The sequence below is a fragment of the Luteimonas terrae genome, from assembly GCF_031457535.1.
Lineage (GTDB): Bacteria > Pseudomonadota > Gammaproteobacteria > Xanthomonadales > Xanthomonadaceae > Luteimonas > Luteimonas terrae_A.
In genome coordinates this window covers 112,430-138,364 of sequence record NZ_JAVDWO010000011.1, presented here as the reverse complement: position 1 = coordinate 138,364, position 25,935 = coordinate 112,430, and the positions used below count along the sequence as shown (strand labels likewise).

General features: G+C 68.7%; 25 protein-coding genes. 9 read left to right on the top strand and 16 right to left on the bottom strand.

Annotated features, from left to right (window positions below):
- Positions 1–321: 321 nt before the first annotated feature.
- From J2W68_RS13580 to J2W68_RS13545, 8 genes are all read right to left on the bottom strand, one after another.
- The gene (locus J2W68_RS13580; protein ID WP_310236733.1) at positions 322–2,553 is read right to left on the bottom strand and encodes an NADP-dependent isocitrate dehydrogenase; all 2,232 of its coding nucleotides are present in this window, start codon (positions 2,551–2,553) and stop codon (positions 322–324) included.
- Positions 2,554–2,824: 271 nt separating this feature from the next.
- The gene (locus J2W68_RS13575) at positions 2,825–3,289 is read right to left on the bottom strand and encodes a hypothetical protein (RefSeq protein WP_310236731.1); all 465 of its coding nucleotides are present in this window, start codon (positions 3,287–3,289) and stop codon (positions 2,825–2,827) included.
- A 25-nt stretch (positions 3,290–3,314) separates the two neighbouring features.
- Positions 3,315–3,512, bottom strand: a complete 198-nt coding sequence (locus J2W68_RS13570; RefSeq protein ID WP_310236730.1) for a LysM peptidoglycan-binding domain-containing protein — start codon at positions 3,510–3,512, stop codon at positions 3,315–3,317.
- Positions 3,513–3,590: 78 nt separating this feature from the next.
- Positions 3,591–4,415 (bottom strand): NADPH-dependent 7-cyano-7-deazaguanine reductase QueF, encoded by an 825-nt coding sequence (queF, locus tag J2W68_RS13565; protein WP_310236729.1) that lies wholly within the window; start codon positions 4,413–4,415, stop codon positions 3,591–3,593.
- 32 nt (positions 4,416–4,447) lie between these two features.
- Positions 4,448–4,816, bottom strand: a complete 369-nt coding sequence (locus tag J2W68_RS13560; RefSeq protein ID WP_310236727.1) for a hypothetical protein — start codon at positions 4,814–4,816, stop codon at positions 4,448–4,450.
- A gap of 25 nt (positions 4,817–4,841) precedes the next feature.
- Positions 4,842–6,155: an amidohydrolase gene (locus J2W68_RS13555; protein ID WP_310236725.1), complete on the bottom strand. Its 1,314-nt coding sequence runs from the start codon at positions 6,153–6,155 to the stop codon at positions 4,842–4,844.
- Between the two features lie 103 nt (positions 6,156–6,258).
- A complete protein-coding gene (locus J2W68_RS13550) occupies positions 6,259–6,570 on the bottom strand; it encodes a DUF4156 domain-containing protein (RefSeq protein ID WP_310236724.1) in 312 nt (103 codons plus the stop codon).
- A 148-nt stretch (positions 6,571–6,718) separates the two neighbouring features.
- Entirely contained in the window at positions 6,719–9,589 is a 2,871-nt protein-coding gene (locus tag J2W68_RS13545; RefSeq protein ID WP_310236722.1) for a M16 family metallopeptidase, read from the bottom strand.
- A gap of 343 nt (positions 9,590–9,932) precedes the next feature.
- On the opposite strand from J2W68_RS13545, the gene J2W68_RS13540 reads away from it, so the two are divergent.
- The 3 genes from J2W68_RS13540 to J2W68_RS13530 all read left to right on the top strand — a co-directional run bounded on the left by J2W68_RS13540 (position 9,933) and on the right by J2W68_RS13530 (position 11,955).
- Positions 9,933–10,637: an SDR family oxidoreductase gene (locus tag J2W68_RS13540; RefSeq protein ID WP_310236721.1), complete on the top strand. Its 705-nt coding sequence runs from the start codon at positions 9,933–9,935 to the stop codon at positions 10,635–10,637.
- A 34-nt stretch (positions 10,638–10,671) separates the two neighbouring features.
- Positions 10,672–11,139, top strand: coding sequence for a tRNA (cytidine(34)-2'-O)-methyltransferase (locus J2W68_RS13535; protein WP_310236719.1), 468 nt, complete (start codon positions 10,672–10,674; stop codon positions 11,137–11,139).
- Positions 11,140–11,376: 237 nt separating this feature from the next.
- Positions 11,377–11,955, top strand: coding sequence for a diffusible signal factor-reguated Ax21 faimly protein (locus tag J2W68_RS13530; RefSeq protein ID WP_310147391.1), 579 nt, complete (start codon positions 11,377–11,379; stop codon positions 11,953–11,955).
- Between the two features lie 528 nt (positions 11,956–12,483).
- Here J2W68_RS13530 and J2W68_RS13525 read toward each other — a convergent pair.
- The 4 genes from J2W68_RS13525 to J2W68_RS13510 form a co-directional block, all read right to left on the bottom strand.
- Positions 12,484–13,494, bottom strand: coding sequence for an NAD(P)H-dependent glycerol-3-phosphate dehydrogenase (locus J2W68_RS13525; protein ID WP_310236717.1), 1,011 nt, complete (start codon positions 13,492–13,494; stop codon positions 12,484–12,486).
- A 2-nt stretch (positions 13,495–13,496) separates the two neighbouring features.
- Positions 13,497–14,024, bottom strand: a complete 528-nt coding sequence (secB, locus tag J2W68_RS13520) for a protein-export chaperone SecB (protein WP_310236715.1) — start codon at positions 14,022–14,024, stop codon at positions 13,497–13,499.
- A 78-nt stretch (positions 14,025–14,102) separates the two neighbouring features.
- Positions 14,103–14,540, bottom strand: a complete 438-nt coding sequence (locus J2W68_RS13515) for a rhodanese-like domain-containing protein (RefSeq protein WP_310236713.1) — start codon at positions 14,538–14,540, stop codon at positions 14,103–14,105.
- A gap of 88 nt (positions 14,541–14,628) precedes the next feature.
- Positions 14,629–15,072, bottom strand: coding sequence for a hypothetical protein (locus tag J2W68_RS13510; protein ID WP_310236712.1), 444 nt, complete (start codon positions 15,070–15,072; stop codon positions 14,629–14,631).
- Positions 15,073–15,150: 78 nt separating this feature from the next.
- On the opposite strand from J2W68_RS13510, the gene oleC reads away from it, so the two are divergent.
- Positions 15,151–16,860, top strand: coding sequence for an olefin beta-lactone synthetase (gene oleC / locus J2W68_RS13505; RefSeq protein ID WP_310236710.1), 1,710 nt, complete (start codon positions 15,151–15,153; stop codon positions 16,858–16,860).
- Positions 16,850–18,424 (top strand): winged helix-turn-helix domain-containing protein, encoded by a 1,575-nt coding sequence (locus tag J2W68_RS13500; RefSeq protein ID WP_310236709.1) that lies wholly within the window; start codon positions 16,850–16,852, stop codon positions 18,422–18,424. The genes oleC and J2W68_RS13500 overlap by 11 nt, the downstream gene beginning before the upstream one ends.
- Here the strand turns inward: J2W68_RS13500 and J2W68_RS13495 are convergent.
- Positions 18,408–19,517 carry a serine hydrolase domain-containing protein gene (locus J2W68_RS13495; RefSeq protein ID WP_310236707.1) on the bottom strand — a complete coding sequence of 370 codons (1,110 nt, stop codon included), beginning with the start codon at positions 19,515–19,517 and terminating at the stop codon, positions 18,408–18,410. The genes J2W68_RS13500 and J2W68_RS13495 overlap by 17 nt on opposite strands.
- A 182-nt stretch (positions 19,518–19,699) precedes the next feature.
- Between J2W68_RS13495 and oleD the strand changes: the two genes are divergently transcribed.
- The 4 genes from oleD to ubiB all read left to right on the top strand — a co-directional run bounded on the left by oleD (position 19,700) and on the right by ubiB (position 23,404).
- The gene (oleD, locus tag J2W68_RS13490; RefSeq protein ID WP_310236705.1) at positions 19,700–20,695 is read left to right on the top strand and encodes a 2-alkyl-3-oxoalkanoate reductase; all 996 of its coding nucleotides are present in this window, start codon (positions 19,700–19,702) and stop codon (positions 20,693–20,695) included.
- Positions 20,696–20,767: 72 nt separating this feature from the next.
- Positions 20,768–20,926: a DUF1328 domain-containing protein gene (locus J2W68_RS13485; RefSeq protein ID WP_082387634.1), complete on the top strand. Its 159-nt coding sequence runs from the start codon at positions 20,768–20,770 to the stop codon at positions 20,924–20,926.
- A 148-nt stretch (positions 20,927–21,074) separates the two neighbouring features.
- Positions 21,075–21,719 carry a ubiquinone biosynthesis accessory factor UbiJ gene (locus J2W68_RS13480; protein WP_310236703.1) on the top strand — a complete coding sequence of 215 codons (645 nt, stop codon included), beginning with the start codon at positions 21,075–21,077 and terminating at the stop codon, positions 21,717–21,719.
- Positions 21,716–23,404: a ubiquinone biosynthesis regulatory protein kinase UbiB gene (ubiB, locus tag J2W68_RS13475; protein WP_310236701.1), complete on the top strand. Its 1,689-nt coding sequence runs from the start codon at positions 21,716–21,718 to the stop codon at positions 23,402–23,404. The genes J2W68_RS13480 and ubiB overlap by 4 nt, the downstream gene beginning before the upstream one ends.
- A gap of 178 nt (positions 23,405–23,582) precedes the next feature.
- Here ubiB and J2W68_RS13470 read toward each other — a convergent pair whose 3' ends face one another.
- The 3 genes from J2W68_RS13470 to J2W68_RS13460 all read right to left on the bottom strand — a co-directional run bounded on the left by J2W68_RS13470 (position 23,583) and on the right by J2W68_RS13460 (position 25,813).
- Positions 23,583–24,863: an RNA polymerase sigma factor gene (locus J2W68_RS13470; RefSeq protein ID WP_310236699.1), complete on the bottom strand. Its 1,281-nt coding sequence runs from the start codon at positions 24,861–24,863 to the stop codon at positions 23,583–23,585.
- Positions 24,864–24,955: 92 nt separating this feature from the next.
- Positions 24,956–25,363 (bottom strand): VOC family protein, encoded by a 408-nt coding sequence (locus tag J2W68_RS13465; RefSeq protein ID WP_310236697.1) that lies wholly within the window; start codon positions 25,361–25,363, stop codon positions 24,956–24,958.
- Positions 25,364–25,399: 36 nt separating this feature from the next.
- A complete protein-coding gene (locus J2W68_RS13460; RefSeq protein ID WP_310236696.1) occupies positions 25,400–25,813 on the bottom strand; it encodes a VOC family protein in 414 nt (137 codons plus the stop codon).
- Between the last annotated feature and the right edge of the window lie 122 nt (positions 25,814–25,935).

The following is a 25,935-nucleotide window of genomic DNA, read 5'->3' as shown; positions in this document are numbered from 1 at the left end:
ACGCTTCCACTCGCCTTGCGGCGAGCGGGTTCATTTCTTTTGCTGGCCCAAAAGAAACGGAACCAAAGAAAAGGGCCAGCCCCGACGAAGCTCACCCGGCGTGTCACTTGTTCCGGCATTTTCCGACTCGCCATCCTGGCTCGGTCGGAAAACGCCGCACATCCATGTGCGGCGCCCTCCGGGTCTGCGATCGACACGAGCGCGTCACGAAACCAAAAGTCACAGCAACAGCAGAGCAACTGCGATAGCCGAAGAGAAGCGATGCCCACAACGCAACAGGCCCGCCGAAGCGGGCCTGTCGATCACACATTGAAACGAACGTTACTGCTTGAGCGAATCGATTGCAGCGTTGAGCGTCCGGCTCGGGCGCATCGCATCAATGACCTTCGCCAGATCCGGATGGTAGTAACCACCGATCTCGACCGGCTTGCCCTGCGCGCCGTTGAGCTCGGACAGGATCGCCGCTTCGCCGTCGGTCAGTGCCTTCGCCACCGGTGCGAACGTCGCCTTCAGATCGGCGTCGTCGTTCTGGTCGGCCAGCGCCTGTGCCCAGTACTGGGCGAGGTAGAAGTGGCTGCCGCGGTTGTCGAGTTCGCCGACCTTGCGCGCGGGCGAGCGGTTCTCGTCGAGGATGCGGCCATTGGCGACGTCGAGCGCGGCGGCCAGCACCTTGGCCTTCGGGTTGTCGTAGGCGTTGCCCAGATGTTCGAGCGACGCGGCCAGCGCGAGGAACTCGCCGAGCGAATCCCAGCGCAGATAGTTCTCTTCGACGAACTGCTGCACGTGCTTGGGCGCGCTGCCGCCGGCGCCGGTTTCGAACAGGCCGCCACCAGCCATCAGCGGCACGATCGACAGCATCTTGGCGCTGGTGCCCAGCTCCATGATCGGGAACAGGTCGGTCAGGTAGTCACGCAGCACGTTGCCGGTGACCGAGATCGTGTCTTCGCCCTTGCGGATGCGCTCGAGCGAGAACGTCGTCGCCTCGACCGGCGGCAGGACGCGCAGGTCGAGACCGGCGGTGTCGTGGTCCTTCAGGTAGGTCTCGACCTTGGCGATCACCTGCGCGTCGTGCGCTCGCGACTTGTCGAGCCAGAACACCGCCGGCGTCTCCGACAGGCGCGCGCGGTTCACCGCGAGCTTCACCCAGTCCTGGATCGGCGCGTCCTTGGTCTGGCACATGCGCCAGATGTCGCCGCTCTCGACCGCCTGCTCGAACACCACGTTGCCGTCGGTGTCGGTGACGCGCACGGTGCCGTCGCCGGGGATCTGGAAGGTCTTGTCGTGGCTGCCGTATTCCTCGGCCTTCTGCGCCATCAGGCCGACGTTGGGCACCGAGCCCATCGTCGTCGGGTCGAGGGCGCCATGCGTCTTGCAGTCGTCGATGACCGCCTGGAACACGTCGGCGTAGCAGCGGTCCGGGATCACGGCCTTGGCGTCCTGCAGCTTGCCGTCGGCGTTCCACATGCCGCCCGAGTCGCGGATCATCGCCGGCATCGAGGCATCGACGATGACGTCGGACGGCACGTGCAGGTTGGTGATGCCCTTGTCGGAATTGACCATCGCCAGCGCCGGGCGCGTGGCGTAGAGCGCGTCGATGTCGGCGCGGATCGCGTCCTGCTGGTCCTGCGGCAACGACTGGATGCGCGCGTACAGATCGCCGATGCCGTTGTTGGCATCGAAGCCGACCTGCGCCAGTGCATCGGCGTGCTTCTCCAGCACGTCGCGATAGAACGCCTGCACGACGATGCCGAACATGATCGGGTCGGAGACCTTCATCATCGTCGCCTTGAGGTGCAGCGAGAACAGCACGCCCTTGGCCTTCGCGTCCTCGATCTGCGCTTCGATGAAATTCGACAGCGCCTTGCGCGACATCACCGCGGCATCGACGATCTCGCCCGCTTGCACCTTCACCGCATCCTTGAGCACGGTCGTCGCGCCATCCGCGCCGACGAGTTCGATCTTCAGTGCGCCGGCTTTCTCGAGCGTTGCGGAGCGTTCGCTGCCATAGAAATCACCGTCTTCCATGTGCGCGACGTGCGACTTCGAATCGGACGACCACTTGCCCATGCGATGCGGATGCTTGCGCGCGAATGCCTTGACCGACTTCGGTGCGCGGCGGTCGGAGTTGCCTTCGCGCAGCACCGGGTTCACCGCGCTGCCCTTGGTGCGGTCGAAGCGTGCCTTGATGTCGGCCTCTTCATCGCTCTTCGGCACGTCCGGGTAATCCGGCAGCGAGAAGCCCTGGCCCTGCAGTTCCCTGATCGCGGCTTTGAGCTGCGGCACCGAGGCGCTGATATTCGGCAGCTTGATGATGTTGGCCTCCGGCGTGGTCGCCAGCTGGCCGAGCTCGGCGAGGTGGTCGCCGATCTGCTGCGCGTCGGTCAGGCGTTCCGGAAACTGCGCCAGGATGCGGCCGGCCAGCGAGATGTCGCGCGTTTCGACCGCGATGCCCGCCGGTTTGGTGAATGCCTCGACGATCGGCAGCAGCGACTGCGTCGCCAGGTACGGGGCTTCGTCGGTGAGCGTGTAGAGGATCTTCGGCGTATCGGACATGCGGCGTGTCTCGTCTGGAAGCGGGGGGAATGCGTGGCTGGCGCGCGTCGCGGCATCCAGTGGCCGCGCGTGCCGGCGGGTCCGCGTGGAGCCCGGCGAGGGCCGGTGCGTGCGGACGACACAGCACCTCGATTGTCGCGCGTTTGCGCAGGTCGCGGAAGGCGCGCGCTCGCGTGGAGACATACGGGACAGCATGGTGCGCGCCACTGCGCAATACCAAAAAACGCGGCCGAAGCCGCGTCTGGGTTCAAAATGATGTGCGCGCTGCGGCCTACTTCACCGAGAACTCGCGCGTCTCCACCACCGTGCCATCGAGCGAAACTTCCAGCTTGTAGGTGCCGACCGGCCAACCTTCGGGATGGTGGATATCGAAGGCGATGACCTGCGGGCCGGCGGCGACATCGGCCTCGGTGTTGCGGACCAGCTGACCCTCGCCGAACGTCCAGCGCGCCGCGAGCTTGGCCGCGCTTTCGCCCTCGGTGCCGACCGATGCATAGATGGTGTCGGTGGTCGCGAACTCCGAGGCCGGTGTCGACACGCGGTTCTGGTCATCGACGGCATTGCCGAGTTCGACACTGGTGATCGCGGCCGGTGCAGGCGGCGCGGGCGCCGGCGTCGGTTCGGGCGCGGTCGGTGCAGGCGGCGGCGCTGTGGTGGGCGCATCGCGGTTGCAGCCGGCGAGCAGCAGCACGCCGCCGAGTGCGGCAGCCAGGGTCAGAACGACGGGTCGGGTCATGGAAACTCCTGGAGTCGGGAATCGGTCACGCGGTCGGCAGTTGCAGCACCTGGCCGGCGTGGAGGGCGTCGGGATCGTCGAGCACGTCGCGGTTGGCATCGAAGAGTTCGCGCCAGCGATCCTGGGCGCCGAGCTCGGATTCGGCGATCCCGGACAGGGTGTCGCCCTTGCGCACGACATAGGTGCGCAGCGGCTGCTCGTCGGGAATGCGGGAAGACGTCATGGCCGGAGTTGCGTGGAAGCGACGGGGCAGGCTCCCACGCCGCGCGTTAAGAATCCATCGTGCGACGCGTGCGCTCGATCACTGCCGTTCGTCGCGCAGACGCGCGGGCATCGCATGACCGGGCGTTGCACGCCACGGATTGATGTCCAGCCCGCCGCGTCGCGTGTAGCGCGCCTCCACCGACAGCGCGGAAGGCGCGCCCACGCGCAGCAGGTCGAGAAAAATGCCTTCTACGCACTGTTCGTGGAAGCCGGCATGGTCACGGTACGAGACCAGATAGCGCAGCAGGCCGGCGTGGTCGAGGCGCGGCCCGTGCCAGTCGATGTGCACGCTGGCCCAGTCGGGCTGGCCCGTGACCGGGCAGTTGGACTTCAGCAGCTGCGAGACCAGACGCTCGCGCACCGGCGCGTCGTCGGCGATACCCAAGTACGCGGGATTTGGCGGACCGTAGTCGTCGATGTCGATCGCCAGCGCGTCGAGATCGACGATGTCGTCCGCGGCGTCGGCGGCGAACGCTGGCAAGCCGAGCGCGACCTCGACCGTGGCGCCGGCCGCCGCCGAGATGTCGTCGGCGATGCGCGTGCGCACCGTCTCGGCATCGTCGAAACGGCTGGTGTTGAGCGAGTTGAGATACAGCTTCAGCGATTTCGACTCGACCAGATACGGCGACTCCGCCGGCACCGTCAGCGTCGCGGTGGCGACCACCGGCTTGCCGCGGCCGTCGAGCCAGCCCAGTTCGTAGGCATGCCAGCGGTCGTGGCCGGCGAACGGCAGCGCGTCGCCGTCGGCGAGGCCGAGTTGCGTCCGCGCGGGCGCGCGCGGGATCGGGAACAGCAGCGTCGGATCGTAGTGGTCGGGATAGCCGACACTGCGGCCGAGGCTGGAATCGTGCGGGGTACTCATGCGCGCATTCTAGTCGCCGCGCGCGCGGCGCCTCACGGCGCGGGTTCGACGGTCAGGCCGATGTCGAACGTGCCGGTGGTCATCCGCGCCGGCGCGCCCGGCCGCAACAACATCGCGAAGGGCTCGGACGCGAGATCATCGCGTCCGGGGCGGGACAGGGTGCCCTCGACGCGGATGATCTCGCCCTCGGGCTGCACCACGAGCGTCAGCGCGTAGCCGTCGTCGCCGTCCACCTGCAGGCGACCGGGCGCACCGGCTTCCAGCACGACGGTGGCGCTGCCGAGCGCGTGTCCCTGGTGGTGCAGGTCGGCATCGAGGCGGTAGGACGCGCCGCCGGCGATGGCGGGCAGTGCCGCAGCCAGGCCGAGACAGGCGAGCGCGGCGCGGAATCGGATCGTCATCGCAAACCCTCCGTGTCGTGCCGGCTCAACCGGCCGGCGTATCGAGATAGTCGAGCGTCGCCTGCAGCATCGCGCGCAGGCCGAGGTCGAGTGCGGATTCGTCGACGTCGAACTTCGGCGAATGGTTGCTCGGCGCCGCGCCGGCGTCCTGGCCCACCGGCGTCGCGCCGACGAAGAAGAACAGCCCCGGCACCTCGCGCGCGTACAGCGAGAAATCCTCGGCGCCCATGATCAGCGGCATGTCGACCACCGGCTCGGCGCCCGACGCGGCCTGCAGGCTCGCGCGCATGCGCTCGGTCAGCGCCTCGTTGTTGAAGGTCACCGGATTGCCGTCCTCGGCCGGGATCTGGGTTTCCACCGTGGCGCCGTTGGCCGCGGCCACGTGTTCGGCGATCGAGGTCAGGCGCTTGAACACGTCGGCGCGCATGTCCTCGTCGAAGGTGCGGATGGTGCCGACCAGTTCCACCGAATCAGGAATGATGTTGTAGCGGATGCCGCCATTGATCGCCCCGAAGGTCACCACCACCGGCTGCTTGCTGATGTCCATCTGCCGGCTGACGATCGTCTGCGACTGGTTGATGATCTGCGCCGCGGCGACGATCGGGTCCACGCCGCCCCAGGGCCGCGAGCCGTGGGTCTGGCGGCCGACGACGGTCATGCCGAAGCGGTCGGACGCGGCCATCGTCGGGCCGGCGCGCACGCCGATCTGGTTGGCGTTGAGCGTGCTGAACACGTGCAGGCCGAAGACCGCATCGGGCTTGAAGTCGGCGAACACGCCTTCCTTCAGCATCAGGCCGGCGCCGCCTTCCTCGCCCTCGGGCGCGCCTTCCTCGGCCGGCTGGAACACGAACAGGATCTCGCCGGCCAGTTGCTCGCGCATGCCCACCAGTGCCTCGGCCACGCCCATCAGGATCGCGGTGTGTGCGTCGTGGCCGCAGGCGTGCATCACACCGGTGGTCTGGCCGCGGTAGGTATCGGTGACCTGCGAGGCGAACGGCAGGCCGGTCTCCTCGGTGACCGGCAGCGCGTCCATGTCGGCGCGCAGCGCCAGCCGCGGGCCGGGCCGCCCGCCCTTGAGCACCGCGGTCACGCCGTGGTGGGCGATGCCGGTGCGCGGCTCCAGCCCGAGCCCGCGCAGATGCTCGGCGACCTTGGCCGCGGTGCGGGTCTCACGGTTGGACAGCTCGGGATGCTGGTGGATGTCGCGGCGCCAGTCGACGACCTTGGCCTGCAGCGCGGTCGCGGCGTTGGCGACTTCGGGACGTTGCGCCTCCTGCGCTTGCGACAGGACGGGCAGGGCGGCGCAGGCGCACAGCAGCGCGGTGGCGAGACGATGCATCGGCGGATCCTCGATGGGAGACCGGTCGATGCTAGTGGATTGGCAGGCCTTCAGGCACGCCGGCAAAGAGGTGTGCCTGGAAACGGTAGGAGCGCGCGTGTTTTCAGCGACCGCACTGCCAGGCGCCGAAGCGCTGGCTGCCGCCGGCCGGTTCACCCAGCGGGCTGATCGTATCGGCGTTGAGGCCGGGCGCTTCGTTGCGCGCCAGAGTTTCCAGTTCTTCGCGCACGCGCAGCTGGTTGCGTTCGACGAACGCGATGCTGTGCTTGACCGAGACTTCGACCTCGCCACGCTTCTGGCAGTCGGCCGGGGCCGCACTCGTCACACGCACCGCACTCGCGCCCGGTGCCATGTGCACCCAGGTGCAGCCGACGGCGGACAGGGACAGCAGCATCACAGCCAGGGACTTGCGCATTCGGAATGCTCCGGGAATTCGTGGGGTGGGGTCGCAATGGCCGCCATTGTGGCGGGCATCGGCTGAGCGGGCGATCACCGCCCTTGGAACCTGTTGGGCCCGCCGCACGCGCCACCTGGCAGGCGCGGCAGGACACCGGACCAGGGTCTCAGCGGCCGACCGGCTTGCCGTCCGCGTCGAGCACCTGTACCTCGCCCAGCTCGAGCGCGCGGATCGGCGCCTCGATCTGCTTGAGATCGCCGACGACGACCCAGGTCAGCGCCTTGGGATCGATCGTCGTCGCCACGCCGGCGAGATCCTGGACCGTCATCGACTCGATCTCGGCCTTGCGCTGGAACACGTAGTCGTCCGGACGGCCGAAACGCACGTTGCCGCCGATCGTCGACATCACCGACCACGCGGTTTCGTAGGCACCGGGCAGGCTCAGGGTTTGGATCGCCTGGGCGCGGGCGAGTTCAGCGGCGGTCGCGGGACGCTCGCCATCGGCGAAGTCGGCCAGCTCACGCTGGATCTCGGCCATCGCCTCGGCGGTCTTGTCGATCTGCACCGGCGCCGACGCCATCCACGGACGCTGGCCCAGCGTGCCGCTGGCCGAGCTGCGCGCACCGTAGGACCAGTGCTTGTCCTCGCGCAGGTTCATGTTCAGACGCGCGGTGAAATCTCCGCCGATCACGGTGTTGGCCATGTCGAAGCGGGTCGACGACGCATCGTTGGTCGGCGGGATGACCTGCGCGGCGAAGATGTTGGCCTGCACCGCGCCGGGCTGATCGATCAGGAACACGCGCGCGGCGCTGGGACGTGCGACCTCGGCGACTTCGATGGCCGCCGGCGCCGGGCCGGTGCCACGCCAGTCACCGAAGTGTGTTTCCAGCATCGGCACGATTTCTTCAAGCGTGGTGTCGCCGACGACGATCAGTGTCGCGCCTTCCGGACGCACCCAGTCGCGGTGGAAGGCGACCAGCTCGTCGCGCGTGAGCTTCGCGATCGCGTCTTCGTTGCCGCTGCCGGTAAACGGAATCGCATACGGATGGCCTTCGCCATAGACCAGCGGCGGCAGCACGCGCATCGCGACGCTCGACGGGCGCGCCTTCTCCTGCGCGATGCCGGCGATCCACGTCGCCTTGATGCGATCGATTTCGGTCTGGTCGAAGTTCGGCCGGCGCAGCATGTCGGCGAACAGCGCCAGCGACGGGTCGAGGTTTTCCTTCAGCGCCGAGACGTAGGCATTGCCGCCGTCGAGCGACGCGCCTGCACCGAGGCTCGCGCCCAGCGCTTCGACACGGTCGGCGAAGTCGAGCGCGCCCAGACCGCCGGCGCCTTCGTCGAGCACGTTCATCGTGAAACTGGCGGTGCCCGGCGTGCGGTCCAGATCTGCCGTGTAGCCGCCCTTGAACTCGTAGCTCAGCTGCACGACCGGAATCTCCGGCCGGCGCGCGAGGATCACCTGGGTGCCATTGGACAGCGTCGCGCGCTGTTGCTCGGGGAACTTCAGTTCCGGGAACGATGCGGTCTTCGGGACGCCGGCGCTGCGGTCGATGCGGCTGCGCGTGGTCGTGTACTTGGCATCCGGCGCCGGCGGGGTGAACGGCGCCGGCGTGACCGCGGGTTCCTCGGCCAACGGCGTGCGTGCGCCAGGTACCACCGTCAGCGTATGGCTGCCGACATCGAGCCACTTCGCGCCTGCCGCCTTGACGTCCTCGGCGGTGGTCGCAGCGACGTTCGCCAGCGACGCGCGGAAGCAGCCCGGATCGCCTTCGTAGACCGTGCATTCGGCCAGCGCGTCGGCCTTGCCGCCGAAACCGCCGATGCGCTCGATACCGCGCACGAAGCCGGCGCGGAACGAGGTCTTGGCACGCTCGAGCTCTTCGGCCGTCGGGCCTTCTGCGATCAGGCGTGCGAGTTCTTCGTCGATCGCCGCTTCCACCGTCGCCGGGTCCACGCCCTGCTTCACGGTCGCCATCACCACGAAGTTCGAGCCCAGCTGCGAGCCGTAGGCGCCGGCGCTGATGTTGTCGACCAGGCGATCGCCGTGCAGCAGGCGGCGGTCCAGACGCGAGGCCTTGGCGCCGCCGAGCACGCTGCCCAGCACCTGCAGGTGATCGATGTCGGTCGTGCCCAGTTCGGCGACGTTCCAGGCGCGGTAGATGCGCACCTGCGGCACCTGGTCTTCCATCGTCTCGCGGGTGTCGGCGCTGCGCTTGGCCACGTCGACGGAGGGCTGCGCCATCGTCGGGCCGGCGGGAATGTCGCCGAAGTACTGCGCGACCTTGCGGCGCGCGGTGGCCACGTCGATGTCGCCGGCCAGCACCAGCACCGCGTTGTTCGGGCCGTACCAGGTACGGAACCACTGCTTGACGTCGTCGAGCGCGGCCGCGTTGAGGTCGTTCATCGAGCCGATGACGCCGTGGTGGTACGGGTGGCCCTTGGGATACAGCGCGCGGGTGAGCTTGTCCCAGACCTGGCCGTAGGGCTGGTTCTCGCCCTGGCGCTTCTCGTTCTGGACCACGCCGCGCTGCTCGTCGAGCGCCGCCTGGTCGACCGCGCCGAGCAGGTGACCCATGCGGTCGGATTCCATCCACAGCGCCATGTCGAGCGCGGTGGTCGGCACGTTCTGGAAGTAGTTCGTGCGGTCGGTATTGGTGGTGCCGTTCTGGTCGGTCACGCCGACCTGCTTGAAGGGGTCGAAGAACTCGCCGTCGTGGTTCTCGCTGGCCTGGAACATCAGGTGCTCGAACAGGTGCGCGAAACCGCTGCGGCCGGCCGGCTCGTCTTTGCTGCCGACGTGGTACCAGATGTTGACCGCGACGATCGGCGCCTTGCGGTCGGTGTGCACCACCACGCGCAGGCCGTTGGGCAGGGTGAAGGTCTCGTACGGGATGTCGACGCCGGCGGCTTCGGCAGGCGGCGCGGCCCACGCCATCGGCGCGGCGGCAATACCGGACAGGGCCAGACCGGTGGCCAGCGCCAGCAGGGCCGCGCGCGGGCGGGACGGGGCGGTACGAAGACGGTCAGCTGACATGCCGGTCCTTGGAGTTGAGGCGGAGTTGGACTCGCATCGTAGCCAGCCGCAGTCCCTTCGGCACGGGTCGCAGGTCATGGTCCAAGAGTGACCTCTGACCTGCTCCTTCCCCCGCAAGCGGGGGAAGGCTGGGATGGGGGCAAACGATCAGGTCACACGATGGCCGATGGCAGGCATCCGTGAACGCCTGGGTCGAGATCACGAGGAACGGAAAGTTGGCCCCCACCCAACCCTCCCCCGCGCGCGGAGGAGGGCTTGAAGCGGCTCGCTACAACGGTTACATCCGTTTGCCCTCACGAGGACACCGCTAGCATCGACGACCCGCTTCCCGGACAACGCAGCCATGACCCACTGGACCCTCGTCACCGGTGCCAACCGCGGCCTCGGCCTGGAGTTCGTCCGTCAGCTGCTCGCCGACGGCGCGCGCGTCGTCGCGACCTGTCGCCAGCCCGGCAAGGCGACCGCGCTCAATACGCTCGCCGCCGAATACCCGGGTCATCTGAAGGTGCTGCCGCTGGATGTCGGCGACGCCCGCTCGCGCGACGAACTGGTGCGCGAGTGGCCGCTGGCCGCAGGCGAGAACGCACGCATCGGCGTGGTGATCAACAACGCCGGCGTACTGCACAGCGGCGAGCGCTTCGGCACGCTGAGCGCCGATACGCTCGAAGACAGCCTGCGGATCAATGTCACCGGTCCGCTGCTGCTGACCCAGGCGCTGGCACCGCTGCTCATCGACGGCGCACGCGTCGCCAACCTGTCCTCGCAACTTGGTTCGATCGCCGGCACGTCCCGCTTCGGCACGCCCAGCTACGCGATCAGCAAGGCCGCGCAGAACATGGCGACGGTGCAGCTGGCGCACGCCCTGCGCGAGCGCGGCATCGTCGTCGTCGCCCTGCATCCGGGTTGGGTGCAGACCGACATGGGCGGTGCCCAGGCGCGCGAAGTGCCCGAGGACTCGGTCGCCGGCCTGCGCCGGGTGATCGCCGGTCTCGGCATCGACGACAGCGGCGGTTTTCTCGACTGGACCGGCGCGGCGCTGCCCTGGTGACCGACAATGGCCGGCCCGCACGCCGGCACCGTCCATGTTCGACGTCATCCTGCACACGCCCGAGATTCCGCCCAACACCGGCAACGTGATCCGCCTGTGCGCCAACACCGGCGCGCGGCTGCATCTGGTGCGGCCGCTGGGTTTCGATCTCGACGACCGCAATCTGCGCCGCGCGGGTCTCGACTACCACGAGTACACGACGCTGCAGGTCCATGACGATCTCGACGCCGCGCTGGCCGCGATCAAGCCGGCGCGGCTGTTCGCGCTGAGTACCCGCAACAGCGTCCGCTTCGACGCGCCTGTATTCGCCCCGGGCGACGCCTTCCTGTTCGGCAGCGAGACTCGCGGCCTGCCCGACGACGTGCTCGGCCGCGTGCCGGACGGGCAGCGCCTGCGCCTGCCGATGCAGCCGGGCAACCGCAGCCTCAACCTGTCGAATGCGGTCGCGGTGGTCGTGTTCGAGGCGTGGCGGCAGCAGGGCTACACGGGCGGCGATCTCTGACCTACCCGGGCGATGCAGCGCCGACCTGAACGGCGCGCCAAAAGTTCCTGTACTTGAGAGTTCAATATTCAGCGCGGGTTGCACGCGCAGGTCGAGAATGCGCTCTACCGGCCCGGGTGATCGTGCTTCCCCTCCCCTCGAAGCGCATCCCCTCCCTGTTACCCGGGCCGGCATTTTCAACCGCGACACCCATAAGAGCCGGACTCCACGCAGGGCCCGGCCGGAGAGAACACCCCGATGAAGCGCCTCCTTCCGATCGCCGCCCTCGCCGCTGCGCTCCCCTTCGCTGCGAACGCCGCCGAAGGCCTGTCCTACAACTATGTCGAAGGCGGCTACTCGGCCAGCAAGTCCGACATCGCGCCGGTCAATCGTGACGTCGATTCCGACGGCTGGTCGATCCGCGGTTCCGCTGCGTTCCACCCGAATTTCCACGCCTTCGGCGACTACACCCGCGAGAGCGTCGACAACAGCTCGCTCGACCGCGACCAGTGGCGCCTGGGCGTCGGCTACAACCACGAAGTGTCGCCGCGCACCGATCTGCTGACGCGTGTCGCCTACCAGAAGCTCGACTTCGGCCAAGGCTTCGATGCCGACGGCTATTCGGTCGAAGTCGGCGCGCGCACCGCGCTGCTGCCGGCGCTGGAAGGCTACGCACTGGCCGGCTACGAAGATCTCGACAGTGGCTTCGACAGCGAGTTCTACGGCCGCCTCGGCGCGCAGTGGAAGTTCAATCCGAACTTCGGCGTCGCCGGCGACATCAAGCTGATCAAGGGTGGCGACACCCAGTGGTTCGTCGGTCCGCGTCTGACCTGGTAAGCGCCACACCGCTCCCCCGCGGTGTCCGGTCCCCAGCGCTTCCCCGGCGCCTCTCTCTCCCGGACACCGTCAGAACCCGGCCAGTAATGGTCGGGTTCTTTTTTGTGGCGATGGCGCCGAGTGGCCGATGTAGTCCCCGTCATCCCGGCGGAGGCCGGGATCCAGTGACTTGAGGCGTTTTTGGTACCACGACGAGTCCGCGCGCTGGCCGAGAAGTCGCTGGATGACCAGCGCTTCGCGCTGCTGAGAGGCACTTCCGGCCTGACAGACATGCGCTTGCTGCAAGCCGTCGGGATAGCGACCAGATCTGCGTGGCGCCTCAGGAGCGCGGATGTTGCCGCGTCTCAGGGAGAGAGGCTGGTCCGTGCTGCCCTCACCCCACCATCCGCGTTGCGGATGGTCCCCCCGCGCTCCGCGCCCCCGGCCCTCGCGCTGACGCGAGGGCGTTCATCGACGCACGAGCCTGTGGCTCGCAAACGCGCCTCTTCACCCCAGAGGGAGAGGGGCATCGGTCGGGGCTACGGCCCGTTACTCGAACTCGGGCTTCTGCTCGCGCGCCATCAAACGCGCCAGGCCCTCGGCAGGCGTCATTTCGCCATGCAGCACGGCGCGGACATTGCTGGAGATCGGCAGTTCGATGCCGTGGCGTTCGGCCAGACGCATGACCTCGTCGGCGGTCTGCACCGATTCGACCACCTGGCCGATCGCGCGGACCGCGTCTTCGAGCTTCTCGCCGCGACCCAGCGCCAGACCCAGCCGGCGGTTGCGCGACAGGTCGCCGGAGCAGGTCAGCACCAGATCGCCGAGACCGGCGAGACCCATCAGGGTTTCCGCGCGGCCGCCGATCGCCTGGTTGAGGCGCAGCATCTCGTGGAGACCGCGGGTGATCAGGCCGGTGCGGGCGTTGAGGCCCAGTTCCATGCCGTCGGCCGCGCCGGTGGCGACGGCGAGCACGTTCTTCATCGCGCCGCCGAGTTCAGCGCCGCGCATATCGGTGCCGGTGTAGGCGCGGAACGTCGGGCCGTGCAGCACGTCGGCGACGGTCTGGGCGAAATCGGCATCGTCGGACTGCACGGTGATCGCGGTCGGCAGGCCGGATGCGACTTCCTTGGCGAACGACGGGCCGGTGACGACGGCCAGCGGCACGTCTTCGCCGACCAGGCCGCCGGCCACTTCATGCAGGAAGCGGCCCGAGCCGGGCTCGAAACCCTTGGTCGCCCAAGACACGCCGACGCCCTTGGGGCGCAGCGGTGCCAGCAGTTCCAGGGTTTCGGCGAAGGCGTGCGACGGCACGACGACCAGGATCAGGCCGACGCCGTCGAGGGCATGGGCCAGATCGGTGGTCGCGCGCAGGTTGTGCGGCAGCGGGATGCCCGGCAGGTAGCGCGGGTTCTCGTGGCGCTGGTCGATCGCCTCGATCTGGTCTGCGTTACGGCCCCACAGCGTGGTGGGGTGGCCGTTGCGTGCGATCAGCGAGGCGAGCGCGGTGCCCCAGGAGCCCGCGCCCAGCACCGCGACCGCGGTGTTGCGATCGGTCACGCTCAGGCGTTGCCGATCTGATCGGTCGTCGGCTGTTCGTTACCCGGCTGGCCGCGCTGACGCAGGCCTTCGGCGTAGAGCGCGTCGAAGTTGATCGGCTGCAGCAGGAACGGCGGGAAGCCACCGGCCTGGATCAGGTCGCCGATCAGCTGACGGGCGTAGGGGTACAGCACGTTCGGACACTGGGTACCGAGCAGCGCATCGAGGGTGTTGCCGTCGAAACCGGCCAGGCCGAACACACCGGCCTGCTTCACCTCGGCCACGTACACCGTGTTGGCGTTGTCTTCGCCGGTGGTGCAGGTCAGGGTGATCGCCAGCACGACTTCGAACGCGTTGTCGCCGACGCGCTGCACGCTCTGGTTGAGGTTCATGTTGAGCTGCGGCTGGGCCTGCTCGTTGAAGATCGCCGGCGACTTGGGCGACTCGAACGAGACGTCCTTGACGTAGATCTTCTCGACGCTGAACTGCGCGCCGGCCGGCTGCGCCGGGGCTGCGCCATTGGCGCCGTTGGTGGCCTGTTCTTCGGACATGTGAATCGACTCCGGCAAAAAATGTTGGGTGAGACGGATTGCCGATTATGGCATTCCGTCAAGACGGTACCGCTGCGATCAGCCGCGGCCCTTGGCCAGCGGCAGGTCGGCCTGCAACCAGCCGCCGATGCCGCCGTCGAGCACGTAGACGTTCTCGAAGCCGGCTTTTTTCAGGCGCTTGGCGGCATCGCTGGCGGTGCTGCCGGTCTTGCAGACCAGCACGACCGGCAAGGCCTTGGCAGGCGCGAGCTGCTTGCTTTCAGGATCGAACTGGCTCATCTGCACGTTCTTCGAGCCCGGGATGTGGCCCTTGCCGAAGTCGGCGGCGGGGCGCAGATCGACGACCAGCGCGTTGTCGCGGTTGACCAGCACGGTCAGCTCGGCCGGACGCAGGGCCTTGAAGCCGCGGAACAGGCGCGAGATCTCGTTGAAGACGATCGCCACCGTCAATGCGGCGAGGATCAGCGACAGCATCTGGTTGCGGCCCAGGAAGGCCAGAAGTTCTTCGAAATTCACGGATGGATCGCGGTGCGGCGGCGGGCGGCGATTGTCGCACACCACCGCGGCCGCCCGGCGGCGGGTGGCAGATGCGGGTCTGGCGGGATCATTCGCCGGCCCAGAAGTCCGGCAGACCGCCCGTGATCCACCAGGTGCCGGCGGCCGCATCCCAGCGCCAGCGCTCGGTATAGCGCACGGTGCGCTCAGCCATGGTGTGGCGGTTGATCACGCCGATCTGGATCTCGCGCATCGCCTCGTCCGGGCCGGCCGCCGCGCTGGTTTCGCGGTAGCCGGTGACCTGCACCTGCTCGTAGCGGGCGAAATCCAGTTCGCTGACCGGGTGCGCGGTGCGGTATTCGGGGTCGACCAGCTGCCAGGCGGTCTTCATGTCGTTCCAGCGCACCGCGCCGGTCCACGCGTACTGCGCGCGTTCGAGTGCGGTGCCCTGCTTACGGGTGCTGGCGCAGCCGGGCAGCAGGACCAGCAGCGCGAGCATCAGCAGGGCGACCTGCGTGCGGAACAGGAACAGACGGCCGGGAGTCGCGCGCATGGCAGGGTCTCGAATCGTGAGGCCGCCATCGTAGCCGCCGCGGCCGGCGCATGTGCGGCTGCCGGTATCCTCTGCGCGATGGACGCCGACACTTCTTCCCGGGCCGCCACGGTCAATATCGCCGCCGCGCTGCCGCGGCTGGCGAACGCCGCACCCGATCGCATCGCGATGCGTTGCCCCGGCCCTGACGGCCGCTACGCCGATGCGCACGCGCTGACCTATGGCGCGCTCGATACGCGCAGCGATGCGATCGCCGCCGGACTCGCCGCGCGCGGGATCGTCCGCGGCACGCGCACAGTGCTGATGGTGCGCCCGACGCCCGAGTTCTTCCTGCTGATGTTCGCCCTGTTCAAGGCTGGCGCGGTGCCGGTGCTGGTCGATCCGGGTATCGACAAGCGCGCGCTCAGACAATGTCTGGACGAAGCCGGCGCCGAGGCCTTCATCGGCATTCCGCTGGCGCAGTTCGCGCGCGTGCTGTTGCGTTGGGCGACCTCGGCGCGTGTGCGCATCACCACCGGGCGCTGGGCGTTGCTGAGCGATGCCACGCTGGCGGATGTGGAGCGCGCGGGCGCCGGCGCCGGCCCGCAACTCGCGGCGACTGCCGGTGACGATGTCGCCGCGATCCTCTTCACCAGCGGCTCGACCGGCGTGCCCAAGGGCGTGGTCTATCGCCACCGCCATTTCGCGGCGCAGATCGACATGCTGCGCGACGCTTTCGGTATCGGCGCCGGTGGCGTCGACCTGCCGACGTTCCCGCCCTTCGCGCTGTTCGATCCCGCGCTCGGGCTGACCTCGATCATTCCGGACATGGATCCCACCCGGCCGGCCCAGGCCGATCCGCGCAAGCTGCATGCGGCGATCGCGCGCTTCGGCGTCGACCAGCTGTTCGGCTCGCCTGCATTGATGGGCGTGCTCGCGACATACGGCAAGCCGTTGCCGGGCCTGCGCCGGGTGACCTCGGCCGGCGCGCCGGTGCCACCCGACACGGTCGCGAAGATTCTTGAACTGCTGCCCGATGATGCGCGTTTCTGGACGCCTTACGGCGCCACCGAATGTTTGCCGGTCGCCGTCATCGAAGGCCGCGAGCTGCTCGAACTGCGTACGCGCACCGAGCACGGCGCCGGCACCTGCGTCGGCCGCCCGGTGCCGCCGAACGAGGTGCGCATCATCCGCGTCGACGACGCCGCGATTCCGGAATGGTCCGACGATCTGCTCGCGCCGCCGGGCACCATCGGCGAGATCACCGTGGCCGGCCCCAGCGCCACCGATACCTATTTCAATCGGGATGCGCAGACGCGGCTGGCAAAGATTCGCGAGCGGGTCGAGGTTGCCCCCATCCAACCCGCCCCCGTGAACGGGCGAGGGCTCGACGGTGGCTGCGAACGCATCGTCCACCGCATGGGCGACCTCGGTTACTTCGATGCCGAAGGGCGTTTGTGGTTCTGTGGTCGCAAGGGCCATCGCGTCGTCACCGCCACCGGCACGCTGTGCACCGAGCAGGTCGAACCGGTGTTCAACGTGCACCCCGAAGTGCGGCGCACCGCGCTGGTCGGCGTCGGTCCGAAGGCGCACCAGACGCCGGTGCTGTGCGTGGAACTGGAAGCCGGTGTCGCGAAGACCGAGCAGGCGCGCATTGCCGACGAACTGCGACACATCGGCGAAGGCTTCGTCCACACCGGCCGCATCGAGCGCGTGCTGTTCCATCCCGGCTTCCCGGTCGACATCCGCCACAACGCCAAGATCGGCCGCGAGACCCTGGCCGCGTGGGCGGCGACGCGTGTCGGCTGACACCGCGCCTGCGCATTACCGGCTCGACGATCTGCGCATCGATGTCGCGCGGCAACGCGTGGTTCGCGACGACGGCCAGATGCTGGATGTGGCCGGCCTCAGCTTCCGGCTGCTGCATGTGCTGCTGGGGCAGGGCACGCGTGTGGTCGGCTTCGACGAGCTGATCGAGCGCGTGTGGGCACCCGCGCACGTGGGCGAGGAAACCGTCACCCAGCGCGTGCGGCTACTGCGTCAGGCGCTGGGCGACGACGGCCGGCAGCCGCGCTATTTGCGCTCGGTGCGCGGGCAGGGTTATCAGCTGTGCAGTGAGCCCTCGGTTGAAGCACCCGCGCCGCACGCTGCGCCCGCAACACCACGATCGCGCGCAACACGCATCGCCGTGTTGCTCGTGCTACCGCTGCTCGGTGGACTGGTCTGGTGGCAATGGCCGCGACCCGAGGTGCCGGTGGTAGCGCCGCTACTGGAACGCGCCGCGTACTACGCCGGCATCGGCCAAGCCGCGAACAACGAACGCGCGATCGCGCTGTACCGGCAGCGCCTGCAGGAATCGCCGGACGACAGCGAAGCGCAGCTCGGGTTGAGCCGTGCCTACAGCGCACGCCTGTGTCTCTACAGCGGCAGCGCCGACGACGCGGCGCAGGCGCTGGCCTTGGCCGAAGCGGTGGTCGCACGATATCCCCGGGCATCGGCCGCGCATGCCGCGCTCGGCTATGCACACGATTGCCGTGGCGACCTTGCCCCCGCGCTGGCCGGCTACACGCGCGCCGTGGCGCTCGATCCCGCGGCGGACGGCAGTCGCGCGTCGGCGGCGTATCTGCATGCACGGCAGGGCCGCATCGCCGAGGCGCTGGCCGCGAATCTGCAGGTGCGCCAGCCGCGGACGGTGCGCTTCCTGGAACTGCAGATCGCCTCGAACCTCGATCTACTCGGCTACACCGCCGCGGCCGAGGCGCGTTACCGGCGCAGCTTCCAGCTGTATCCCGACAACGTGTTCTCCAATCTCGCCTGGCCCACGTTTCTCTACGAACACGGGCGCGTCGACGAGGCGCAGGCGGCGTTGACCCAGGCGATGTCGCGCGGCACCGAGCACGCCGGCCTGCATCTGCTGGTCGCGGAGCTCGCGGTGCTGCGCGGCGAACCCGATGCGGCCCGCGACGCCGTGCAGCAGGCGCGCGCGCTCAAACCCCATGCCAGCCTGCCGCAGACGATGGCGTGGATCGTCGGCAGCGAGGCGTCGCCCGACGCCGCCGCGCTGCGCGCCCGCGCCGATGCATTGCGCGCCGGCCTGGCCGGCGACGCCGATCCCTTCGACGGTGTCGAAGCCGCCCTGCTGCAGACCCTGGCTGGCGATCATGCCGCTGTATTCGATGCACTCGACGCCGCCGTGACCGCCGGCTTCCGCAACGCCGGCTACCTGCGCGTGTCGCCGCTGTTCGCGGGCCTGCGCAGCGCGCCGGCCTTCGATGTCGCGCTGCGCCGCATCGACACGGCGCTTGCTGCCGAGCGGGCTGCAGTGCAGGCGTCCGGCCGACTGCCGGACGATGCGGTCACGGCATCGCGCTGAGCACGTAGTCGGCGAACAGTTTCTGCGATTCGGCGTGCATGCCGCGCTGGTTGTAGCGGGTGCGGGTGATCACCACGACCAGCTGCGACTCGGGCACCACGAACACGTAGTTGCCGCCATTGCCGGACATCGCCCAGGCGTGCACCTGCCGGTCGCCCTTTTTGAACGGAAAGCGCCACATCTGGTAGCCGTAATCGGCATCGAACGGCGTCTGCGCATGCACCTGCGCCATCGCCCGCACCCAGTCGGCCGACACGATCTGACGGTTCTGCCAGCGACCGCCATCGACCATCAGCTGTCCGAGCTTCGCCAGATCGCGGCTGCGGTATTCGGTGCCGCCACCACCCATGCCGGTGCCGTCCGAGGACTGATGCCAGCGCGAGTCCTCGATCCCCAGCGGGTGCTCGAGCACGTCGGCGGCAAACCGGTCGAGCGACATGCCGCTGGCGCGCTCGACGATCGCGCCGAGCAGAAACGCATTCGCCGTGCAGTAGGCGAAGGCGCGGCCGTGCGGACTGTCGGCCGGACGCGTGGTCCACGCCGGGTAGCCGCGCTGCGGCAGATCGAGCGCGAACTGGATCCAGTCGGCGCTGACGTACATCCGCTCCTCGTGGCCGGACGAGAATTCGTTATTGTCGTCGCATTCCCACTGCGCGCTCATCGTCAGCAGGTCCTCGACGGTGGTCGCGGTCTTGGACGCGCCGGGATGGGCCGGCGTTCGTTCGGGGAAGAAGCCGAGCACCCGGGCGTCGGCGCCTGGGATCAACCCGCGGTCGATCGCCGCGCCGACCAGCAGCGCGGTCACGCTCTTGGTCAGCGAGCGGGTGTTGTGGAGCGTTTGGCGGTCGGCGCCGTTGAAGTAGGTCTCGTGGACCAGCGCGCCGCGATGGGCGACCAGCACGCTGGTGGTGTCGGGTGCTTCGCCACCGGCGATGGCGGCGTCCAGTGCGGCGAGACGGTCGGTGTCCCAGCCGCGTGCGCCGGCATCGGCGAGCAGCCAGTCGGTGTCGGGCGCTGGGGGCGGCGCTGCGGCGGCGTTCCAGGTGGTCAGGACGAACAGCGCAGACAGGGCGAGACGGGGCAACAGATGCATGGACGGACTCCGGTTGAAGGAGCCGCACTGCACCCGGATCCCCGATGAAGTGCCTGACAGGCGAATGAAGAATTCTGAAGTGCAGGCGGATCAGTCACTTGCAGCCGTCGATCCCGGCGGCGCGTCGCCAATCCCGGCCCGCCTCGCTATCGTGGGCGGCCCTGCAACGTGTGGAGTCGGCAATGCGGATCCTGGTCACCGGTGGCGGCGGCTTCCTCGGCCAGGCCTTGTGCCGTGGTCTTGTCGAACGCGGTCACGACGTCACCAGCTTCAATCGCGGGCACTATCCCGAACTCGATGCGATCGGCGTGCGCCAGGTCCGCGGCGATCTTGCCGATGCCGACGCGGTGCGCAATGCGGCCCAGGGCATGGACGCGATCTTCCACAATGCGGCCAAGGCCGGCGCCTGGGGCAGCTACGAGAGTTATCACCAGGCCAACGTCGTCGGCACCTGGAACGTGCTCGATGCCTGCCGCGCCCACGGCATCGGCCGGCTGGTCTACACCTCGACGCCCAGCGTGACCCACCGGGCGACGCACCCAGTCGAAGGCGGTACCGCCGACACCGTGCCCTACGGCGAGGGCTTCAAGGCGCCGTACGCGACGACCAAGAAGATCGCCGAGCAGGCCGTGCTCGCCGCGAGCGGCCCGGACCTCGCGACGGTCGCGCTGCGACCGCGGCTGATCTGGGGTCCGGGCGACCAGCAGCTGCTGCCGCGCCTCGCCGAGCGCGCGCGGGCGGGGCGCCTGCGCTTCGTCGGCGACGGCGAGAACCGCATCGACACCACCTACATCGACAACGCCGCGCAGGCGCATTTCGATGCCTTCGATCATCTGGCGCCGGGCGCAGCCTGCGCGGGCCGTGCGTATTTCATCAGCAACGGCGAGCCGACCACGGTGCGCGAGATCGTCAACGCGCTACTGGCCGCGGCCGGTGCACCGCAGGTCACGAAGACGATTCCGTTTGGCGCCGCCTACGCGATCGGTGCGATCTGCGAATCGGTCTGGCCGCTGATGCATCTGAAAGGCGAGCCACCGATGACCCGGTTTCTCGCCGAGCAGTTGAGCACCACGCACTGGTACGACATGGCGCCGGCGACGCGTGATTTTGGCTATGTGCCGCGGGTTTCGCTTCACGACGGACTCACCCGCCTGAAAAATTCTTGGACAGGCACCTGACCGTCACCTGATCGCGACCTGAGCGGGCATAGGGTAGCCCCCGAACCGCTCACGGGAATCAGGAGACCACCCATGCTTCGTTATGCAGTCATTTTTCTTGTCGTCGCCATCATCGCCGGTGTTCTCGGCTTCAGTGGTGTCGCCGGCGCCGCCACCAACATCGCCTGGATCCTCTTTGTCGTGTTCCTGATCCTGGCCGTGATCTCGATGCTGCGTGGCCGCGGACCGTAACGTCCCCGTCCGATACGTGATTCGAAACGCCCGCCTTCCGGCGGGCGTTTTCTTTTGGGGAAACCAGTCCCCCTGTGGTCCGTGAGAGGACGGCTCGCAGTTCGCACGCCGACAGCGGCGCTGCGGGATCGGCCGCTACAATGCGGCCATGGCCGGATTCCCTCCTTCTCCTTTCGCGGCACTCAAGCCGATCGCCGGACGCGCGCTGGAAACCGCGCTCAACCAGGCGCTCGCGCTCGATGCCGACACGCGCACTGCGCTCGCCGGACTCGACGGGCAACGCATCGCGCTGACCCTCGCATCGCCTCCGATCGCGCTGGAATTGCGCGTCGACGGTGAGCGACTGCGCGTCGGCCCGGTCGACGACGCCGTCGAACCCGATCTCGCGGTGCGCACGACGATCGCCGGGGTGCTGTCGCAACTGCCGTTCCTGCGCCGCGACGATGCGCCGCCGATCGGCAAGGTCCGGGTTTCGGGTGATGCCGAACTCGCGCGGCGCCTGCAGAAGCTCGCGGGGCGTTTCGATCCCGACTGGCAGAAGCCTTTCGTCGCGGTCTTCGGCGAGATCATCGGCGTGCAGATCGCCAATGCATTCGCCAGCGCCTTGCAGCAGGCGCAGGGCCTCGGTCGCACGCTGACCGAGAGCGCGGTGGAGTACGTGACCGAGGAATCCCGCGACGTGCTCGGACGCGACGAACTCGAGGCCTTCAACGACGACGTCGATGTGCTGCGCGACGATGTGGAGCGGCTCGCGGCGCGCGTGTCACGCCTGGCGCGCGGGCCGGCTGCATGAAGGGGCTGCTGCGCGCCTCGCGCATCGGTCGGGTGCTGCTGCGCTACCGCCTCGACGATCTGTTCGACGGCACGCCGGCCGAACGCTGGCTCAAGCTCGCGCGCCCGTTCGTGCCGCGCGCCTCGGCCGACATCGCCGCGCAGTCGCGCGGAGCGCGCCTGCGCCTGGCGCTGCAGGAACTCGGGCCGATCTTCGTCAAGTTCGGGCAGATCCTCTCGACCCGTCGCGACCTCGTGCCGCCCGACATCGTCGACGATCTCGCCCTGCTGCAGGACCGGGTGCTGCCGTTCGATGGCGCCCAGGCACAGGCCATCATCGAGCGCGAACTCGGCATGCCGATCGCGCAGGCCTTTGAAGCCTTCGACACCACGCCACTTGCATCGGCGTCGATTGCCCAGGTGCACGCCGCGACCTTGCCGGCCGACGAGCGCAACCCGCGCCGCGAGGTCGTGGTCAAGGTGCTGCGCCCCACCATCGAGAAACAGATCGCCGCCGACGTCGCGCTGCTGAAGAATCTCGCCGCGCTGGTCGACCGCACCCATCCCAACGCCGACAAGATCCGTCCGCGTGAGGTCGTCGCCGAGATCGAGAACACCCTGGCCGCCGAACTCGACCTGCAGCGTGAGGGCGCGAACGCGTCGGTGCTGCGCCGGTTCTGGACCGGTTCGCAGGATCTCTATGTGCCCGCGCCCGTCTGGGAGCGCACGACACAGCGCGTACTCACCCTCGAGCGCGTGCACGGCATTCCCAGCGACGACATCGCCGCCCTCGACGCTGCCGGCATCGACCGCAAGGCACTCGCGGCCAAGGGCGTGCGCGTGTTCTACACGCAGGTGTTCCGCGACAACTTCTTCCACGCCGACGCGCACGCCGGCAACATCTGGGTCGACCCGGACCGCAAGACCAATCCGCGTTTCATCGCGCTGGATTTCGGGATCATGGGCCAGCTCTCGCGCGAGGATCAGTACTACCTCGCCGAGAACTTCATGGCGATCTTCCGCCAGGATTACCGGCGCATCGCCGAGCTGCACATCCAGGCCGGCTGGATGCCGTCGCACATCCGCATCGACGAACTCGAAGCTGCGGTGCGTTCGGTGTGCGAGCCGTATTTCACCCGGCCGTTGTCGGAGATCTCGCTCGGCGAAGTGCTCGGCAAATTGTTCCGCACCGCGCAGCGCTACCAGCTCACGTTGCAGCCGCAGCTGATCCTGCTGCAGAAGACGCTGCTGAGCATCGAAGGCATCGGTCGCCTGCTCGATCCGAAGCTCGACATCTGGGCGGTCGCGCGTCCGGTGCTCGAACGCATCCTCGTCGAGCGCTACAGCCCGCAGCGTCTGGGCCGCGAGTTCCGCGACCGCCTGCCGGAGCTGATCACCCAGGCGCCGGACATGCCGCGTCTGCTGCATGGCTGGCTCAAGCAGCAGGTCGAAGGCCGCCACGAACTGCGCATGCGTTCCGACGACCTGGCCGCGCTGACCGCGACGATGCAGGGCATGCAGAAACGCATGGTCGCCGCGATCCTCGGTGTCGGCCTGCTGATCGTCGCCGCAGTGCTGTATGCGCTGGAAGCGGGCGGTCCGAGTTTCGTCGGTCTGCCGGTGGCGACATGGGTCGCGGGCGTCGGTGGATTGTGGGCGCTACTGGCGGCCTGGCCGCGGCGCTCGCCGGTGTATCTGCGGGATTGAGTGCTCCGAAGCCCTCCCCCGTTCTACGGGGGAGGGTTGGGCGGGGGCAATCCGTCAGCGGCCGCGATATCGAATCGAGCAATAGATCGAGAGTCGCCTCGATCATTTCGATGCATGCGGACAGTTCGCCCCCTCCCAACCCTCCCCCGTAAACGGGGGAGGGCTCAAGAGCAGCGCATCAATCTTTGCGTTGCGCCCGGCACTCCGCCGCTCGCCCACCCAACCAGTCACGCTCCCGCGGATTCCGCGCCAGCGAGGCCGCACGTTCGAACGCCTCCGCCGCATCCCCATGCCGCCCGAGCTTCGCCAGCAGATCGCCGCGTACGCCCGGCAACAGGTGGTAACCGGCCAGCGCGGTGTCGCCGGCCAGCGCCTCGACCAGCGGCAGTGCGGCGGCCGGCCCCGCGGCCATGCCGATCGCCACCGCGCGGTTGAGGGCGACCACCGGCGAACCTGTCAGTGCCAGCAGTTGCCCGTACAGCGCGGCGATGCGTCCCCAGTCGGTGTCGCCGGCGGTCGGCGCGAGCGCGTGGCAGGCGGCGATCGCGGCCTGCAGCTCGTAGCCGCCGGGCGGCGCGTTGCCGCGCGCGGTCTGCGCCTGCGCCAGCGAGGCGAGGCCGGCATCGACCAGCCCGCGATCCCAGCGCGCACGGTCCTGGTCGGGCAGCAGCACGGGCTGCCCGTCCGCATCCACGCGCGCATCGAGCCGCGAGGCCTGCAGCGCCATCAGTGCGACCAGCGCATGCACGTCGGCCTCGCGCGGCATCAACATCGCCAGCACCCGCGTCAGTCGCAACGCTTCGGCGCACAGGTCCGGCCGTGCCCAGTCGTCGCCGCTGCTCGCGGCGTGGCCTTCGTTGAACACCAGATACAACACGTGCAGCACCGCCGACAGCCGCGCCGGCAACGCCGCGCGCTGCGGCACCTCGAACGGGGTGCCTGCCTTGGCGATGGATTTCTTGGCGCGGACGATGCGCTGGGCGATCGTTGCCTCCGGCACCAGAAAGGCACGCGCGATCTCGTCGGTGGTCAGGCCACCGATCAGGCGCAGCGTCAATGCGATTTGCGATTCGACGGTCAGCGCTGGATGGCAGGCCACGAACATCAGCCGCAGCACGTCGTCGCCGATCACATCGTCGAGTGCGTCCTGTGCGCGCGCATCGGATTCGCGCTGCGCCTGCTCGATCTCGCGTGCGAGTTCGGCGTGATGCGCATCGAGGCGCTGGCCGCGGCGCAGGCGGTCGATGCCGCGGTTACGCGCGGTCGTCATCAGCCACGCGCCTGGGTTGTCCGGCAGGCCGTCGCGCGGCCAGCGTTCGAGCGCGGCGAGCAGCGCGTCCTGCGCCAGTTCCTCGGCGAGGTCGAGATCGCGCACCACACGCATCAGGCCGCCAATGATCTTCGGCACTTCCTCGCGCCAAAGCGTTTCGATCGTGCGATGTAGGGCGGCTGTGTCCATGGGCGGCGATGACAGCACCCCGGCCGCCGCCGGGCAAGCCGCGCTGCGGCGCGGGCGTGCAAGGCGTTGCGGCGACGCGCACGGCACCGCACTCACGCCGCGGTGAACGCGGCCATGTCCATGTGCATCACTTCCCACAACTGTCCGTCGGGATCCTCGAAGGCGTGCTGGTACATGAAGCCGTGATCGACCGGCGCGGTCGGCACCGTGCCGCCGGCGGCGCGCGCCTTCGCGACGATCGCATCGACCGAGGCGCGGTCGGGCTGCGACAGCGCGATGATCGCGCCGACGTGTGCCGGCGCACCCAGCGGCTTGGCGGTGAAGGTCTGGAAGAACGGGCGGACCAGCAGCATGACGAAACTGTCCTCGCCGATGATCATCGCGGTGGCGTTTTCGTTGGTGAACCGGGGATCGAAGGCGAAGCCGAGCGCGGTGAAGAAACGCACGCTGCGGTCGAGATCTTCGACCGGCAGGTTCACGTAGATCTGGGGACGGTGCATGGCGGTGTGCCTGTGTAGTGGACGATGGGGGACGGCTCAGCAGCCCTGCTTCGAGCGCATCACCATCCAGCCGGTGCCGAAGCGGTCGACGACCATGCCGAAGCGGTGTGCGAAGAAGGTCTCGGCCATCGGCGCACGGACTTCACCGCCTTGCGACAGCGCGGCGAAGATGCGCTCGGCATCCGCGTCGCTGTCGACGCCCAGATTGACGAACGCATGGGGCGACGTTGGCAGCGGCGTGCCCGGCGGCACGTCGGAGGCCATCAGGAACTGGTCGCCGATCGCGAGATGGCCATACATGATGCGATCGGGCGCGGTGGCGTCGCTGTCGGGGCAGGGCGGCGCGTCGCCGTAGGGCATCAGCATCGGCTCGCCGCCCAGAAGCGCGGCGTAGGCGTGGAAGGCTTCGGCGCAGGTGCCGTCGAAATACAGGTAGGGATCGATGCGCATCGGATGTCCTCGAAAGGCCGCCGGCTGGCGGTGTTGCTGGAACGACGCACCAGTGCTCCGGAAATCGACATCGTCGTGATCCCGGAATGCAGACCTGCCCACACGGCGCGTTCCGGACCCGC

Coding starts and splice junctions, on each gene's coding strand:
- J2W68_RS13495 (WP_310236707.1), bottom strand. CDS start 19,517: ATGCATCTGTTGCCCCGTCTCGCCCTGTCTGCGCTGTTCGTCCTGACC.
- J2W68_RS13580 (WP_310236733.1), bottom strand. CDS start 2,553: ATGTCCGATACGCCGAAGATCCTCTACACGCTCACCGACGAAGCCCCG.
- ubiB (WP_310236701.1), top strand. CDS start 21,716: ATGAAGGGGCTGCTGCGCGCCTCGCGCATCGGTCGGGTGCTGCTGCGC.
- J2W68_RS13485 (WP_082387634.1), top strand. CDS start 20,768: ATGCTTCGTTATGCAGTCATTTTTCTTGTCGTCGCCATCATCGCCGGT.
- J2W68_RS13540 (WP_310236721.1), top strand. CDS start 9,933: ATGACCCACTGGACCCTCGTCACCGGTGCCAACCGCGGCCTCGGCCTG.
- J2W68_RS13550 (WP_310236724.1), bottom strand. CDS start 6,570: ATGCGCAAGTCCCTGGCTGTGATGCTGCTGTCCCTGTCCGCCGTCGGC.
- J2W68_RS13560 (WP_310236727.1), bottom strand. CDS start 4,816: ATGACGATCCGATTCCGCGCCGCGCTCGCCTGTCTCGGCCTGGCTGCG.
- queF (WP_310236729.1), bottom strand. CDS start 4,415: ATGAGTACCCCGCACGATTCCAGCCTCGGCCGCAGTGTCGGCTATCCC.
- J2W68_RS13555 (WP_310236725.1), bottom strand. CDS start 6,155: ATGCATCGTCTCGCCACCGCGCTGCTGTGCGCCTGCGCCGCCCTGCCC.
- oleC (WP_310236710.1), top strand. CDS start 15,151: ATGGACGCCGACACTTCTTCCCGGGCCGCCACGGTCAATATCGCCGCC.
- J2W68_RS13460 (WP_310236696.1), bottom strand. CDS start 25,813: ATGCGCATCGATCCCTACCTGTATTTCGACGGCACCTGCGCCGAAGCC.
- J2W68_RS13545 (WP_310236722.1), bottom strand. CDS start 9,589: ATGTCAGCTGACCGTCTTCGTACCGCCCCGTCCCGCCCGCGCGCGGCC.
- J2W68_RS13575 (WP_310236731.1), bottom strand. CDS start 3,289: ATGACCCGACCCGTCGTTCTGACCCTGGCTGCCGCACTCGGCGGCGTG.
- secB (WP_310236715.1), bottom strand. CDS start 14,024: ATGTCCGAAGAACAGGCCACCAACGGCGCCAATGGCGCAGCCCCGGCG.
- J2W68_RS13465 (WP_310236697.1), bottom strand. CDS start 25,363: ATGCACCGTCCCCAGATCTACGTGAACCTGCCGGTCGAAGATCTCGAC.
- J2W68_RS13535 (WP_310236719.1), top strand. CDS start 10,672: ATGTTCGACGTCATCCTGCACACGCCCGAGATTCCGCCCAACACCGGC.
- J2W68_RS13470 (WP_310236699.1), bottom strand. CDS start 24,863: ATGGACACAGCCGCCCTACATCGCACGATCGAAACGCTTTGGCGCGAG.
- J2W68_RS13480 (WP_310236703.1), top strand. CDS start 21,075: ATGGCCGGATTCCCTCCTTCTCCTTTCGCGGCACTCAAGCCGATCGCC.
- J2W68_RS13570 (WP_310236730.1), bottom strand. CDS start 3,512: ATGACGTCTTCCCGCATTCCCGACGAGCAGCCGCTGCGCACCTATGTC.
- J2W68_RS13510 (WP_310236712.1), bottom strand. CDS start 15,072: ATGCGCGCGACTCCCGGCCGTCTGTTCCTGTTCCGCACGCAGGTCGCC.
- oleD (WP_310236705.1), top strand. CDS start 19,700: ATGCGGATCCTGGTCACCGGTGGCGGCGGCTTCCTCGGCCAGGCCTTG.
- J2W68_RS13530 (WP_310147391.1), top strand. CDS start 11,377: ATGAAGCGCCTCCTTCCGATCGCCGCCCTCGCCGCTGCGCTCCCCTTC.